Source organism: Rhizobium sp. WW_1, assembly GCF_003610155.1.
Classification (GTDB): Bacteria; Pseudomonadota; Alphaproteobacteria; order Rhizobiales; family Rhizobiaceae; genus Rhizobium; species Rhizobium tropici_A.
The window spans coordinates 97,339-111,912 of sequence record NZ_RAIN01000012.1; the positions used below are offsets into that span (position 1 = coordinate 97,339).

Consider the following 14,574-nt stretch of genomic DNA (forward strand, 5'->3'; position numbering starts at 1 on the left):
GGGAATCAGCCCGTCAACAGAGGTTTTCATGACTCTGTGAAGTGCGGTTGACAGAGTGCGGTCAAAGGGATCATCAACGGCGCCATTGCAGTTTGAAGCCCTGAACTTGAAAGCTAGCATCATGTCGCAAGTGTCGGCCGGCGCCGTTATCGTCATCTCCAGCCATGTCGTCAGAGGGTCCGTCGGCAATCGCGCTGCCGTTTTCGCGCTGGAAACGCTCGGCCATCCCGTCTGGGCGCTGCCGACTATCGTTCTGCCCTGGCATCCGGGTCATGGCCGCTCGACGCGGCTGACCTTCAACGAGGCAGATTTCGAACACGCCATCGACGATCTCATCGCCGCGCCCTGGCTTTCCGAGGTCAAGGCGGTGCTGTCGGGATATTTCGGCAATGCTGCTCAGGCGCTTTCTGTTGCAAAGCTGGTGACGGCTCTGCGGGAAAAGAACCCGGATCTCATCTATGCCTGCGATCCCGTCATCGGCGATGCCGGCGGGCTTTACGTGCCCGAGGCGACGGCGGAAGCGATCCGAGACCACCTGATCCCCCTGGCGTCGCTTGCAACGCCGAACCGCTACGAACTCGCGTGGCTGGCTGGCGCCCCTCTTGAGGATAACAACGCCATCATGGAGGCGGCTCTCGCGCTCGGGCCGTCGCGCATGCTGGTGACGTCGGCGGTGCCGATGATGGCAGGCGGCATCGGCAATCTCTATCTCAGCGGCCGAAATGCGCTGCTTGCCGAACATCGCAGCGTCGAGGGCGCACCGAACGGGCTTGGCGATCTGTTGTCCGCCGTCTTCCTGTCGCGCCTGCTGTCGGGCATGGACGAGGAGCGTGCCTTGCAGCTGACGACGGCCAGTGTCTTTGAAGTGCTGGCGCGTGCCGTCAAGCGCGGCAGCAACGAGCTGACGCTCGCCGTCGATTCCACGAGCCTGTCGACGCCGATGGCTATGGTGCAGCTGAGGCACCTCGTCCACCCGGCGCAGCGGAAGAAAAAATAGCGCCCGCGAGGGCGAAAGCTTTTTGCAGCGCAACAGTTGCCATCGGCCACAGCGCGCTGTAATCCAATATCCATGCAAAGCTTTCCCGACACCCTTCTGAACGGCTATCGCAATTTCATGAGCGGGCGTTACGTCGATGAGCGCGAACGCTATCGCACTCTGGCGGAGCTCGGCCAAAACCCGTCGACGCTCGTGATTGCCTGTAGTGACTCCCGCTCGGCGCCGGAGATCATCTTCGATGCAGGACCGGGAGAGCTGTTCGTCATCCGAAACGTTGCCAATATGGTGCCGCCCTATGAGCCGGACAGCAATTTCCATGCGACCTCGGCAGCGCTCGAATTCGCGGTTTTGTCGCTGAAAGTTTCCGACATCGTCGTGATGGGTCACGGCCGTTGCGGCGGTATCCGCGCAGCACTCGATCCGAATGCGGAACCGCTGTCGCCGGGCGACTTCATCGGCCGATGGATGGCGCTGCTGAAGCCTGCCGCCGAGCAGATCCAGAGCAACGACATCATGACGCAGACCGAGCGCCAGACGGCGCTGGAGCGTATTTCGATCCGCAATTCGCTGAACAATCTTCGCAGTTTCCCGGAAATCAAGGCGCGCGAGGAAGAGGGCAAGTTGAACCTGCACGGTGCGTGGTTCGATATTTCGACCGGCGAACTATGGGTCATGGACCCGAATACCAAGGATTTCATCCGACCGGAGATCTAAGGTCGCCTCCACATCCAGTGGATGGAGTTGGACCAAACGAAAAGGCGCTGCAGACCAACGGGTCGCAGCGCCTTTTTTATTCATGAGATCAGGTTACCTGCCGTCGATCTGCTGACCGATATAGGCGATTGCCTGCTGATAGACCTTTGCATCGTTCCAGCCGGCGATGGCGGCGAAATTCGGTTCGCCCGGCTGATAGCCGGCGCCCGGCTGCCAACCATGGCCGCGCAGGAAGTTGGCCGTCGAAGCCAGCGCGTCTGCGCGCGATCCCACAAGATCGACCCGGCCGTTGCCATCTTCATCGACGCCGTAGAGGACGACGTTCTTGGGCATGAACTGCGTCTGGCCGATTTCACCATGGGCGGCGCCGCGGGCCGACGGGTTGAGATAGCCTTCGCCGACGAGTTTCAGGGCGGCATAAAGCTGATCGGTGAAGAAGGCCGAGCGGCGGCAGTCGTAGGCAAGGGTCGCTACAGCCGAAAGCGTATGCTGGTCGCCCATATAGCTGCCGAAGCCGGTTTCCATACCCCAGATCGCGATGATCGGGCCGGGGGGGACGCCGAACCGCTTCTCGATCTTGGCAAACAGCGCCGCATTGGCCTGTTTCATGCTTTTACCACGATTGATGATTGTCTGACCGCCGCGCTTCTTCATGAATTCCTCAAAGGAAAGCTTGAAGCTCTTCTGGCCGCGATCGGCGCGAATGGTGGGCTGGTTGTAATGAACGTTCGCGAAAGCCCTGTCGAGGGTGGAGGGGCTGACACCCTGTCCCTGCGCTTCCCGCTTGAATTCCTGCACCCAGTTTTCGAAGCCGGCGGAAGTATTGCCGCAAGAGGCGGCATTTGCCGCAATCGGCATTCCCAGCAGCAACCCGCCCGCCACGAGAGCTGCCATTCCAGACTTTGTGAAGCGCATTCAGTGTCCCCGAATTCTTACCGCGATGCGAACGCGGTAACCGTTTTTCAATGGCGCGCAAACCCTTACAAGCCAGGGGATCGCGCGCGGTTAGTCACCATCGGACCATGCCAGCATCCGACCGCCATGTCATTACTACATTTTAGCGACCGGTGTTTTTCGTTTCATGTGAAACATTGCCGCCGATGCATTTACAAAAGCCCCGCCTTTCATCCGAAATGGCGAGGCTTCCATTCTATCCTGCATAGCCAATGAGGGTTGATAAACCGTAAATTGGTTTACAGATCCTTATGCAGCCTGCTTGCGCGGCTTGATCAGGCCGCGATTGACGAGCAATTCGGCGATCTGGATGGCGTTGAGAGCGGCGCCCTTGCGCAGGTTGTCGGAGACGACCCAGATGTTGAGGCCGTTTTCGACGGTCGCATCTTCGCGGATGCGCGAAATATAGGTCGCATCTTCGCCGGCGGATTCGTAAGGCGTGATGTAGCCGCCGTTCTCGCGCTTATCGATGACGAGGCAACCGGGAGCCTCGCGCAGGATGTCGCGGGCCTGGTCGGCCGTGATCTCGTTTTCGAACTCGATGTTCACCGATTCCGAATGGCCGATGAAGACGGGGACGCGCACGGCCGTGCAGGTGACCTTGATCTTCGGATCGAGCATCTTCTTGGTTTCGGCCAGCACCTTCCATTCTTCCTTGGTGTAGCCGTCTTCCATGAAGCTATCGATATGCGGAATGACGTTGAAGGCGATGCGCTTGGTGAACTTCTTCGTCTCAATCGGATCGGCAACGAAGACGGCGCGGGTCTGGTTGAACAGCTCGTCCATGCCGTCCTTGCCGGCGCCGGAGACCGACTGGTAGGTCGAGACGACGACGCGCTTGATCTTGGCGAAATCATGCAGCGGCTTCAGGGCCACGACGAGCTGCGCTGTCGAGCAATTCGGGTTGGCGATGATGTTGCGCTTGGTGAACTGCGTGATGGCATCCGGGTTCACTTCCGGAACGATCAGCGGCACGTCGGCGTCGTAGCGCCAGGCGGAGGAGTTGTCGATGACGACGCAGCCCTGGGCGCCGATCTTCGGCGAGACCCTCTTCGAAACGTCGCCGCCGGCCGACATCAGGCAGATGTCGGTGTCGGAGAAATCGTAGTTTTCCAGGTTGGAAACCTTCAGCGTCCGGTCGCCGAAGGAAACTTCGGTTCCCTGCGAGCGGGCCGATGCGAGCGCCACGACCTCATCGGCCGGGAAGCCGCGTTCGGACAGGATGTTGAGCATTTCGCGGCCGACATTCCCGGTCGCGCCCGCTACTGCAACTTTGAAACCCATTTCTCAAGCTCTCTTTCTCTTCTCTCCTCTTTGGCGAGGGGGGAACCGCGGCCGTGACGACCGGTTCCTGTCCCCGACCGAGCCGGGGAGAGAGCGGCAGGCCAGAGACGTCAGACGGTTTTCGTCGTCGTTTTGGCCTTGGTTTTGGAAGAAACCGGAAAACAGACATCCTGCCCAGCGTCATCCGCTAGGTGACTGAGACTATCGATCTGTTCGAAACGAACCATGGAAGTCTTCCTTTTCCGCCGCCGGTTCTAAGATGTTTTCCACAGGAGTCAAGGATTTCCTCGCCGTTGCCGGGGCGCGAGCGGGGAAATCGGAACTGCTGCGAGCCACCTTCAACTTATCGTGTTCGAAGGCGGAGGCTTTTTCATGTCAACGGTTGGACTTGCGCGTGGTTTCAAACAGGAACCAGATGCGGCGCTCGGTTTCGTCCAGCCAGTTTTCGAGCAGGCTGGCGGTGGCGACATCGCCATATTCGTCGCAAACGTCGTGAACCGCGCGCATTTCGGCCGAGAGTTTGAGGTTGTCGTCCGCCAGCTCGGCGAGCATGTCCTGCGGATCGACATATTCCGCGTCATTGTCCGGAATGCGCTGGAGCTTGGCGATCTGGCCAATCGAGCGCAGGGTCGTTCCGCCGATCTTTCTGGCGCGTTCGGCCATGGGGTCGGTCATCGCGAAAATCTGATCGCCGTGCTCGTCGAGAAGCAGGTGATAGTCGCGGAAATGCGGGCCGCTCATATGCCAGTGAAAGTTCTTGGTCTTCAGATAGAGGGCGAAGACATCTGCCAGCAGGGCACTCAGAGCCGCGGAAATATCGCGTGTCGCTTCCTCGCTGAGATTGGTGCGCGTGCCCAGCTTCGACTTGGTATTGGTGGTATTCATAAAGGCGTCCTCCGTTTTTTGTTCACGACAGCGATCGCCGGCGGATCTTAAGGGAGTTCGATGACATCAGCTGCTGCGTGGGATCGCATTGAAGACAGGGTCTGTTTTTAGATCGCGCGGAGGACATGCGCTTCACGGCATGGTCGACTGCGCTGTTACGCGGAAAACCCGAGCAGCTTTACTAAATAGGAAAATGAGGCGGTTTGGCAATCGTCCGCTAACATACCGGCGCGGCGTGCGTTTATGCCGCGCCGGAGACACCGCCCCTTGCCGGGGCAGTGTTGTGATTGATGGCTACTTCAATCCGCCGCCGACATAGATGGTTTCGCCGGTCACCCAGGCGGCGTCCTGCGAAGCAAGGAAGACGGCGACCGGGGCGATGTCGGTCGGCTGGCCGAGGCGGCCAAGAGGCGTCTGGGAGACGAGATGCTTTTCAAAATCGCTGCCGATGACGCCGGCGGCGACGACGCCTTCGGTCTCGACGCCGCCCGGGGCCAGATTGTTGACCCGGATATTGCGCGGACCGAGTTCCTTGGCGAGGATCTTGGTGATGGAATCCACGGCTGCCTTGGTTGCTGTGTAAACCGAAGCGGTTGGCAGGTTCATGCTGACGGCGTTGGAGCCGATATTGATGATACTGCCGCCTTCCGGACCGAAATGCTTCACGGCTTCGCGCGTGGTCAGCAGCGTTCCCAACACGTTGATATTGAATTCACGATGGAATTCTTCCTCGGTGAATTCCTCGATCGGCGCGAATTGGTAGACGCCGGCATTGTTGACGAGGATGTCGACGCGGTCGAAGGCCTGCCTGGTTTCGGCAAAGAGACGCTTGACGTCCTCGGATTTGGAAACGTCGCCGTGGACGGCGAGTGCCTTGCCGCCCTTGGCGGAGATTTCTGCAACCACCCTGTCGGCGCCTTCGCGGCTCGATGCGTAGTTGACGATGACGGTAGCACCCGCCTCGGCCATCGCCTTGGCGATGCCCGCACCGATGCCCTTGGATGCTCCGGTCACGATCGCGACCTTGCCTGTCAGTTTGCTCATGTCAGTTTCCTTCGGAAATTATTAGACAATTTTATAATCATCAAACTATTTGGCGCATGCGACCCGAAAACTGATCCGCATCGTCACTTTGATATTTAGATAATCATCTAATTGATACAAGAGCCATGGCAAGAAATGCTGATGGCAGGGATGGAAGCGTCAGATTTTGGAAAGCTCCGCCATATAGGCGTTCAGCGTGTCGCGGCGCAGCACGAGGCTTGCGAACTTGCCTTCGCGCTGGATCTCGATGAGCCCGGCGTTTTCAAGTTCCTTGATGTGATGCGACATCGTCGCGGCGCTGACCGCGTGGCATTCGTTCAGGGTGCTGCAGGGCATGGGTTCGGTGCGCGTGCCGATCTCCTTCAGGATCTGCACGCGTCGCGGCTCGGCAAGGGCCCGGGAGATCAGCCCCATCTGCCTTTCGCTTAAACGTATCGGCCCGGCATCCATGGTGTTCATCGCAAGCGGAAACGAAATCGGATTGACCGCCTTCGGTCATCCCTGCCTGCAGATATATGAATGCGTGAGGGTCTTGGCAACCTTTGCGATGCAACCGCAATCAGCTCAGGAATCGGTCTGTTGCGGTTTGCTGCGTTTGAAGAGCGGCCATCGCAGCGTCGGCCAGCCGGCGGAATTGATGCGGAAGAGCAGGCCGTAGCGCGAATAGACGATCGCCATCATGAAGGAGAACCAGCCGCCAAGAGCTAGGCCGGCGATGACATCGCTTGGATAGTGGGCGCCGACAATAACGCGGGTGATCGCCAGCCAGAGCGCACAGGCGGCAAAGATGTAGCGATAGCGGGGAAACAGGAGGGCAAGCGCCACGAACAGAGCACCTATCGTGGTCGCATGGCCCGATGGGAAGCTTTCGAAGCTGGCGCGGCCGTTGAAGGGCGAGAAGCCGAAAGGTCCCCAATCGGCAAAATGCGTCGGGCGGGCGCGGCCGATGGCGCGCTTCAGCAGATTGGCCAGGAGGCCCGAAAGCGCAATGGTTGTCAGCAGATAGCCGCCAACCTGGCAGATACGCAGCGCCTGACAGCGACAGCGCTGCGAATGCAACAGCCTGCTGCCGGCCCATCCTTCGAAGAACAGGAAAGCGCTGACGAGGAGAATCCAGCCGGATTCACCGAAATTGGTCAGCATTCCGCCGAAGAAGCGAACAGATGGCGACAGGCTCTTGAGTGTGGCGCCGACAGGCCAATCGAACAGGAGAGCCGAGAGAAGGACGATATTGGCCGTTATAAACAGGCAGATTTTCCAGTGAGAGGGTGCAAATGCCGCATCGCTCCGCCGCCAACGCCTGTCGAGAGACGTCAAGATCGCCTGCATAATCATCGCCTATTGTCGATTTCCAATCAGTTCGACAAATAACAGGCAGTTGTTACAGTTTTTCTAAAAAACGGTGACAAGAGCCGAAGCAGCGATCCTGGATCTGGACGAGCCTATCCTGTTTGCAACGAAAAACCCCGCTCCTTGCAGAGCGGGGTTTCATGTTTCACGTGAAATATATCAGACGATCCAATGCCGGAGATCAGGCCGACAGAGCCTTGAACTCGGCAAGGATAGCGTCGCCCATTTCAGCGGTGCCGACCTGGCGGCTGCCAGCCGACATGATGTCGCCGGTACGGATGCCGCTGTCGAGTACGTTGGCGATCGCCTTTTCCAGCGCGTCGGCATCGGCAATGAGGCCGAAGGAGTAGCGCAGGCACATGGCGAAGGAGGCAATCATGGCGATCGGGTTGGCGATGCCCTTGCCGGCGATGTCGGGTGCCGAGCCATGGACTGGCTCGTAAAGCGCCTTGCGCTTGCCGGTCTTGGCATTCGGTGCGCCGAGCGAGGCAGACGGCAGCATGCCGAGCGAGCCGGTGAGCATGGCCGCGACGTCGGAAAGCATATCGCCGAACAGGTTGTCCGTGACGATGACGTCGAACTGCTTCGGTTGGCGGACGAGCTGCATGCCGCCGGCGTCAGCGAGCATATGCTCGAGCTGCACGTCGGCATATTTTTCCTTGTGCGTCGCGGTGACGACCTGGTTCCAGAGCACGCCAGACTTCATGACGTTGCGCTTTTCCATCGAGCAGACGCGGTTGTTGCGGGTGCGCGCCAGTTCAAAGGCGACGCCGGCGATGCGCTCGATCTCGTAGGTGTCATAGACCTGGGTGTCGATGCCGCGCTTCTGGCCGTTGCCGAGGTCGATGATTTCCTTCGGTTCGCCAAAATAGACGCCGCCGGTGAGCTCGCGGATGATCAGGATATCGAGGCCGTCGACCAGCTCCGGCTTCAGCGACGAAGCCGATGCCAGCGCCGGATAGCAGATGGCCGGACGCAGGTTGGCGAACAGCTTGAGATCCTTGCGCAGGCGCAGCAAGCCGGCTTCCGGGCGCACTTCGTAGGGAACATCGTCCCACTTCGGACCGCCGACGGCGCCGAAGAGAACCGCATCGGCGGCCATTGCCTTTGCCATATCGGCATCGGAGATCGCCGCGCCATGCGCATCATAGGCGCTGCCGCCGACGAGGCCTTCATCCGTGACGAAGCCGGCATCCTTCGCCTCGTTCATATAGGCGATGATCTTGCGAACCTCACCCATGGCCTCGGGGCCGATACCGTCGCCCGGCAGGAGGAAAAGATTGCGAACTGTCATGGGAAAGCCTCCGCGAAAGAAAAAGTTGCGGGGTTTTTAGACCTGCAAATGCGGCTTTTCAAGCGAGGAAGCGGCCGAAACGGTACGGTTTTCGGGCTTTTGCGACGTCACCCACCCTCGCTCTTCGAGGGCCTGCGAGCCACCTCAGGGTGAGGGCTGATCTTTTGCGCTCGCCGGAATCAATTCCACACTCATCCTGAGGAGCGCAGCCGAAGGCGGAGCCTCGAAGGACGAAGGTGGCCCTGATTTGGAAGCGGCGGAAAAGAATTGATCACTCAGTGCAGCCAATGGTAGAAGATTTGGCAATCTTAAACCGAAAGTTCTGTCATGGAAGTCACTGTCTGCATTCTGCGTTGCAGCGACGGTTCCTATTACACGGGCCTTACGAAGCAAGGGATAGAGGCCCGGGTGTGGGAACATAATGCGGGTATTTATGATGGCTACACGACCAAGCGGCGACCAGTCGAGTTGGTGTTCCATGAAGTCTATGACCGTATCGTTGATGCGATCGCGCGTGAACGGCAGATCAAAGGCTGGTCTCGCCGGAAGAAAGAAGCGTTGATTGCGCTGGATTATGAAGTGCTGCCGGCGTTGTCCCGGCGCGGGCCTGCGCGACAATAACCGGGATTTAGGGGCCGACCCTCGTGGTTCGAGGCTACACCCTTCGGGCTTCGCACCTCACCATGAGGGCGGAGGTGGTGCCGCGCAACCACAGGACACATCTCGATCTCTTGGCAAATTCATCCTTCGACAGGCTCAGGATAAGGACGGAGCAAGCTGAGGGCCGAAAGAGGAGACTAGCCCTCATGGTGAGGAGGCCCAAAGGGCCGTCTCGAACCACGAGGGCGGGTGATCGTTTCACTTACTCGGCCAGGCCGAGCGAAGCGAGGTAGGCGGCCGATGCCGGGATCTTCGACTTGTCCTTGATCTCGATGATCAAACGCGGATTGCTGCTGAGCTTGGCAAGGGCGGCAAAGACGGCGCGCCAGTGGATGTTGCCTTCGCCGAGGCTCCAGTGGCGGTCGGCATAGCCGTCCGCATCCTGCAGGTGGACGTGCTGCAAGCGGTTGCCGGCGGCGTGGACGTAGTAATCGACAGGCGGGGCGCCCGTGTAGCCATGGGCATAATGGGCATGGCCGGTGTCGATCGAAACGGCGACGGCGGGCGAATTGAAGCTGTCGGCGAGACCGACGCGGATATGCGGGTCCTTGTCTTCGATATTCTCGATGACCATCGTGAGCCCGATGTCTTCGGCGCGCTTGACCGCTTCCTTCAGCGTCTGATGCGTATATTCGATGATCTTCTCGCGCTCGCCCCTGTTGTTGTCGAGGTTGTTGTAGGACCAGGACGTATAGGGGCTATGGATGACCATCTGCGTGGCGCCGATATTGGCGCAGACGTCAAGGGCCTGCAGCAGGCGCTTGGAAACGACGGCGCGGACATCCGGGTCCTGCGAGGCGATGACGAAGCCCCAGAACGGGCCGTGGATGCCGAGGCGGCCCTGATGGCCGTCGAGCAGCTTGCGGGCACGCTCGGCAAGCGGGCCCCAATCGCCGTTCAGGACTTCGGCTTCGACGAAGCTCTGCAGTTCCAGATCACGCGGCTTTTCGAGCAGCCAGTTGCGATGGATTTCGACGTCGTCGAGCGTCATGGCGGCGCCGACAATGGGAAGGGAGGTCATGGAGAAGCTCCAGTGTGTGGAGAGGAATGGGGGTGGGAGAGAGGCCCGAAAAGCCTCGGCAGGCCTATATGGACCCGCTTCTTGTCGATCATATTACAGCCGACGGGAAAGATGGTGTCGAGCTGTTTTCAGAGATTTGCGTTTTCCGCTTTTGAGGTGCCGTAACTGCGGAATGGTCCCCTCTCCCCGCTTGTGGGGAGAGGGGGTGTTTTCGGCATGAAAAAAGCCGGGCTGTAAGGCCCGGCTTTGAAACACTTAGAGATAACGATAAACCGATCAGGCAGCCCAGGGGCGAGATGCGGCGTTCGTCTTTTCGAAGGTGTCGATCGCGGAGGATTTTTCCAGCGTCAGGCCGATATCGTCGAGGCCATTCAGCAGGCAGTGACGCTTGAATTCGTCGAGTTCGAACTTCAGCGAGCCGCCGTCCGGGCCGGTGATTTCGAGGTTTTCCAGATCAATCGTCAGGATGGCGTTGGAGCCGCGCGAGGCGTCGTCCATCAGCTTGTCGAGATCTTCCTGGCTGACCTTGATCGGCAGGATGCCGTTCTTGAAGCAGTTGTTGTAGAAGATGTCGGCGAAGCTTGTGGATATGACGCAGCGGATACCGAAGTCGAGGAGTGCCCAGGGCGCATGTTCGCGCGAGGAGCCACAGCCGAAATTATCGCCGGCGACCAGGATTTTGGCGTTCTGATAGGCCGGCTTGTTCAGCACGAAATCCTCGTTCAGCGAGCCGTCTTCGTTGTAGCGGGCTTCAGCGAAGAGCCCCTTGCCGAGGCCGGTGCGCTTGATGGTCTTCAGATAATCCTTCGGGATGATCATGTCGGTATCGACATTGACGACCGGGAGGGGCGCTGCGACGCCGGTCAACTTCACGAACTTGTCCATGGGGTCCTGCCTTCATTCTCGTCTAAGCACGAATTATCCAGCCAATAGAACAAATCCGGCCCGAAATGAAGGAGAATCTTGGAAATGCTCTAAAAGTGAGCGCTTTGGTCGCCCTGCCCTTGAGGGCGAACCATGATCGGCGAAAGGGTTCTGGTGGCCGGCAACAGCGAGCCACCTTGTCCTGCTTTCAACCTCAGAGGTCGATGATCGTGCCGCGACCGTCGTTCCAGATGCGCATTTCGCGCTGGCCGTTCGTCTTTGCCTTAGCACGGACCGGCGCCGGCTTCATGCGCAGCGAAATCGCGCGCGCTGCCATAAGCACGGTGAGGATACCGCCCACGGCAAGCGTGATCGAAACGGTAAACAACGCCATGGCTGCAAACACGGTGATACCGGCGAGCGCAATGAACAGGGAACGAATATTCTGCATGGTCGAGACCTCTCTACTCCCAGCAATGTGGTCCTCTTCTTTTCCCTCTGCAAGAGGAGCATGGCTTTTTGTTGACTTGTGTGGCGATTAAAAGCGCGGCAAAACGGCACAATGAGCGAATTTTCCCCGTCCCGTCCCGCCCGCCTGCGCCGTTCGGTCTTGAGCGTTCCCGCAATCAACCGTCGAGCGCTGGACAAGCTTTCGAGCCTCGATTGCGATGCCGTCATCTTCGATCTGGAAGATTCCGTCTCGCCGGAGAAGAAGGCCGAGGCGCGGGAGAATCTAAGAGCCTTCTTCGCGGCCTCGCCGCTGCCGGGCAAGGAGCGGATTATCCGTATCAATGGGCTTTCCTCCAATTTCGGTGCCGAGGACCTGGCGCTGGTCGCGGAGCTGGAACCGGATGCCGTGCTGCTGCCGAAGGTGGACGATCCGCAGGATGTCATGGTCGTCGGTGACTGGCTTGCGGAAGCCGATGCGCCGGAAAGCCTGCGCATCTGGGCGATGATCGAGACGCCGCGCGGCATCTTGAACGCGGCTGCGATCGCCGAGGCCGGGCGCACGGCCGGCAGCCAGCTCGATTGTTTCGTCGTCGGTCTCAACGATCTCAGGAAGGAAACCGGCGTCCTGCCGCAGCCCGGCCGCCCCTATCTCGTGCCCTGGCTGATGCAAGTGATCTTGGCTGTCAGCGCCTACGGGCTCGAGGCCATCGACAGCGTCTTTAACGATTTCAAGAATGCCGGGGAATTCGAGGCCGAATGCGGCCAGGGCCGCAGCATGGGCTTTTCGGGCAAAATGCTGATCCATCCGAACCAGATAGAAGCCGCCAACCTGCATTTCGGCCCGGATGCGGCGGCCATCGCCGAGGCCGAAGCCATCATATCAGCCTTCTCGGAGCCGGGCGCCGACGCCCTTAATGTCGTGAACCTTGGCGGGCGGATGGTGGAGCGGCTGCACCTTGTTCAGGCGGAAAGACTCATTCATAAAGCTCGCCTGATCGAACAACGCTCTTCGGGCGCCGTCGCAGCGTCTCGCATAGAGACCTGACGTCGCACTGACTGGTCAAACAAGAAAGATGCCTTGATGAAACTCTACCGCTTCCTCACCGGACCCGATGATGCTTCCTTCTGCCACAAGGTGACTGCGGCGTTGAACAAGGGCTGGGAACTATCGGGCTCGCCGACCTACGCCTTCAATGCCGCGACCAATCAGATGCAGTGCGGCCAGGCCGTCGTCAAGGAAGTGGCCGGCAAGGATTACGATCCGGATATGAAGCTCTCCGAGCAGTAAGCACGGACTGAAATTCTTCGCCTCTCCCCGGCCGTCTTGCGGTCGGGGTTGGTATCACCGATCCGTCGCTTCTTCGGCGCTCGCCTCGATGCGCTCCATGTCCTCGTCGCTCAGGCCGAAATGATGGCCGATCTCGTGGATCAGGACGTGGGTGATGATGTCGCCAAGGGTTTCGTCGTTCTCGGCCCAATAATCGATGATTGGCCGGCGATAGAGGCGAATCTTGTTGGGCATGTCGCCGGTCTGGGCGGTAAAGCGCTCCGAAATTCCACGCCCTTCGAAGAGGCCGAGCAGGTCGAAGGGCGTTTCCAGCGCCATGTCCTCGAATACCTCGTCGTCCGGGAAATCCTCGATGAGAATGACGAGGTTGCCGGTGAGCGAGCGGAATTCGTCCGGCAGGTGGCTGTAAGCCTCCATTGCCAGGGATTCGAATGTGCTGATGGAGGGCGAGTGGCGGTCCCGCCAATCTTCGCTCTGGTCGACGCGAGCCATGAATATTCCTTCCTTGGCTGGTCATATAGAGACTTTGCGCGGCTTTTACGAGAGCGGATTAGAGCATGATGCCGAAAAGTGTTTGAGCGGTTTTCGGACGATATCATGCTCTACCTTTTTGATTTTAGAGCGGATTCAGATTTTTGGTCGATCAGACCGAAAGTCATCTGACTCTAGGCAAAGGAATATTTTCTCATAAAATGGTGTTGACTCTTTTTCCGACCTCTGGAATCCATAAGAACATAACAGGAACATTGTCGATCTGGAGTGAACGTCATGGCCGAGGCTGCCGTGGCGCGGGAAACGCTTTTTGCCCTGCGTGAAACCATTGCCCGACTGGAAGGCAGGCCGATCCCGGCACTGGCAGCAGTGGCGCATGACATGCTGGCAGACAAGCCGGCGATGGGGACGGTGGGCATTGCGAAGCCGATGTCTACCCAGCCTATGCCTGAACAGCCACTCCTTCCGATCGGCGTCGATAATCTCGACGCGGCGCTGCAAGGCGGCCTGCCGCTCGATGCGCTGACGGAAATCCGTTCGCTCGGCCTGCGCGATGCCGGGGCGGCAAGTGGTTTTGCCTTGGCGCTCGCAGCGCGGCTGCATGCACAGGCGTCGGATGCGGTCGTGTCCAAGTCCCCGATCCTGTGGATCGGTGACACGGTCGCGACGATGGAGGCGGGCCTGCCCTATGCCATTGGGGTCAGCGATTTCGGGCTGGAGCCTGCGGCTTTCCTGCAGGCCTCGCCGCGCAAGCTGGACGATGCGCTCTGGGTGGCGGAGGCCGCACTTGGCAGTGCCGCCTTTGCTCTCGTCATTCTGGAAGTGCGCGGGAATCCCGCCCGTTTCGGCCTGACCGAAAGCCGGCGGCTGGCGCTGAGGGCCAAGGCGGCGGGGCGGCCCTTGTTTCTGTTGCGACAGGGAGGCGAGGAGGAGGCAAGCAGCGCCCTCTTCCGCTTTTCCGTCGAACCTGCGCCGGCGCAGGCGCGGCCCCTGCCGGATGGATCGCTGCTTGGCGGCAGCATCGGTCATCCGGCCTTTCGTCTGACCTTGGAAAAGAGTCGCAACCCGGCGCCCCTTTCCATAACCCTGGAGTGGAATGCCCATGACCGCCGTTTTGCCCCCATCCTCGACACTCAACGCCCTGCCTTTCCCGGGGAATACGCAGCGCATTCTGGCGCTGACCTTCCCGCATCTGCCGACCGACCGGATCGCGCGCAAGCGCTGGGGTCTGTCCTGGCGTTCGACAGGCAGGCTTGAAGCCCCGCCGCTCGCCTGTG

Annotated in this window: 17 protein-coding genes; 6 read left to right on the forward strand and 11 right to left on the reverse strand. The window is 59.6% G+C overall.

Annotation, left to right across the window (positions count from 1 at the left end; translation table 11 throughout):
- Positions 1-121: 121 nt before the first annotated feature.
- On the forward strand, positions 122-997 hold the full coding sequence (gene pdxY, locus BJ928_RS27940; RefSeq protein ID WP_047634033.1) for a pyridoxal kinase PdxY: 876 nt from the start codon (positions 122-124) through the stop codon (positions 995-997).
- A 72-nt stretch (positions 998-1,069) separates the two neighbouring features.
- On the forward strand, positions 1,070-1,711 hold the full coding sequence (locus tag BJ928_RS27945; protein ID WP_047634034.1) for a carbonic anhydrase: 642 nt from the start codon (positions 1,070-1,072) through the stop codon (positions 1,709-1,711).
- A 93-nt stretch (positions 1,712-1,804) separates the two neighbouring features.
- On the opposite strand, the gene BJ928_RS27950 is transcribed toward BJ928_RS27945, so the two are convergent.
- From BJ928_RS27950 to leuB, 7 genes are all read right to left on the reverse strand, one after another.
- On the reverse strand, positions 1,805-2,626 hold the full coding sequence (locus tag BJ928_RS27950) for a lytic murein transglycosylase (protein ID WP_047634035.1): 822 nt from the start codon (positions 2,624-2,626) through the stop codon (positions 1,805-1,807).
- A gap of 288 nt (positions 2,627-2,914) precedes the next feature.
- Positions 2,915-3,949, reverse strand: a complete 1,035-nt coding sequence (locus BJ928_RS27955) for an aspartate-semialdehyde dehydrogenase (RefSeq protein WP_047634036.1) — start codon at positions 3,947-3,949, stop codon at positions 2,915-2,917.
- Between the two features lie 375 nt (positions 3,950-4,324).
- On the reverse strand, positions 4,325-4,834 hold the full coding sequence (locus BJ928_RS27960; protein WP_047634037.1) for a DNA starvation/stationary phase protection protein: 510 nt from the start codon (positions 4,832-4,834) through the stop codon (positions 4,325-4,327).
- A 294-nt stretch (positions 4,835-5,128) separates the two neighbouring features.
- Positions 5,129-5,878, reverse strand: a complete 750-nt coding sequence (locus BJ928_RS27965) for a glucose 1-dehydrogenase (RefSeq protein ID WP_047634038.1) — start codon at positions 5,876-5,878, stop codon at positions 5,129-5,131.
- 159 nt (positions 5,879-6,037) lie between these two features.
- Entirely contained in the window at positions 6,038-6,328 is a 291-nt protein-coding gene (locus BJ928_RS27970) for a helix-turn-helix domain-containing protein (RefSeq protein ID WP_063769468.1), read from the reverse strand.
- Between the two features lie 114 nt (positions 6,329-6,442).
- Positions 6,443-7,207 (reverse strand): lipid A 1-phosphatase LpxE, encoded by a 765-nt coding sequence (lpxE, locus tag BJ928_RS27975; RefSeq protein ID WP_047634114.1) that lies wholly within the window; start codon positions 7,205-7,207, stop codon positions 6,443-6,445.
- A 202-nt stretch (positions 7,208-7,409) separates the two neighbouring features.
- On the reverse strand, positions 7,410-8,522 hold the full coding sequence (leuB, locus tag BJ928_RS27980) for a 3-isopropylmalate dehydrogenase (protein WP_047634040.1): 1,113 nt from the start codon (positions 8,520-8,522) through the stop codon (positions 7,410-7,412).
- A 327-nt stretch (positions 8,523-8,849) separates the two neighbouring features.
- On the opposite strand from leuB, the gene BJ928_RS27985 reads away from it, so the two are divergent.
- Entirely contained in the window at positions 8,850-9,143 is a 294-nt protein-coding gene (locus BJ928_RS27985; RefSeq protein WP_047634041.1) for a GIY-YIG nuclease family protein, read from the forward strand.
- A 241-nt stretch (positions 9,144-9,384) separates the two neighbouring features.
- Here the strand turns inward: BJ928_RS27985 and BJ928_RS27990 are convergent, their stop codons facing one another.
- The 3 genes from BJ928_RS27990 to BJ928_RS28000 all read right to left on the reverse strand — a co-directional run bounded on the left by BJ928_RS27990 (position 9,385) and on the right by BJ928_RS28000 (position 11,518).
- Positions 9,385-10,203 carry a sugar phosphate isomerase/epimerase family protein gene (locus BJ928_RS27990; protein ID WP_047634042.1) on the reverse strand — a complete coding sequence of 273 codons (819 nt, stop codon included), beginning with the start codon at positions 10,201-10,203 and terminating at the stop codon, positions 9,385-9,387.
- A gap of 276 nt (positions 10,204-10,479) precedes the next feature.
- On the reverse strand, positions 10,480-11,088 hold the full coding sequence (gene leuD / locus BJ928_RS27995; RefSeq protein WP_047634043.1) for a 3-isopropylmalate dehydratase small subunit: 609 nt from the start codon (positions 11,086-11,088) through the stop codon (positions 10,480-10,482).
- Positions 11,089-11,281: 193 nt separating this feature from the next.
- Positions 11,282-11,518 (reverse strand): hypothetical protein, encoded by a 237-nt coding sequence (locus BJ928_RS28000; RefSeq protein ID WP_047634044.1) that lies wholly within the window; start codon positions 11,516-11,518, stop codon positions 11,282-11,284.
- 111 nt (positions 11,519-11,629) lie between these two features.
- Here BJ928_RS28000 and BJ928_RS28005 point away from each other — a divergent pair, with 111 nt between their 5' ends.
- Both BJ928_RS28005 and BJ928_RS28010 read left to right on the forward strand, forming a co-directional pair.
- Positions 11,630-12,562: a CoA ester lyase gene (locus BJ928_RS28005; RefSeq protein WP_047634045.1), complete on the forward strand. Its 933-nt coding sequence runs from the start codon at positions 11,630-11,632 to the stop codon at positions 12,560-12,562.
- Positions 12,563-12,598: 36 nt separating this feature from the next.
- Positions 12,599-12,805, forward strand: a complete 207-nt coding sequence (locus tag BJ928_RS28010; RefSeq protein ID WP_047634046.1) for a DUF1737 domain-containing protein — start codon at positions 12,599-12,601, stop codon at positions 12,803-12,805.
- Positions 12,806-12,859: 54 nt separating this feature from the next.
- On the opposite strand, the gene BJ928_RS28015 is transcribed toward BJ928_RS28010, so the two are convergent.
- Entirely contained in the window at positions 12,860-13,297 is a 438-nt protein-coding gene (locus BJ928_RS28015) for a metallopeptidase family protein (protein WP_047634048.1), read from the reverse strand.
- A gap of 276 nt (positions 13,298-13,573) precedes the next feature.
- On the opposite strand from BJ928_RS28015, the gene BJ928_RS39430 reads away from it, so the two are divergent.
- Positions 13,574-14,554: a hypothetical protein gene (locus tag BJ928_RS39430; RefSeq protein ID WP_047634049.1), complete on the forward strand. Its 981-nt coding sequence runs from the start codon at positions 13,574-13,576 to the stop codon at positions 14,552-14,554.
- Positions 14,555-14,574: the final 20 nt, after the last annotated feature.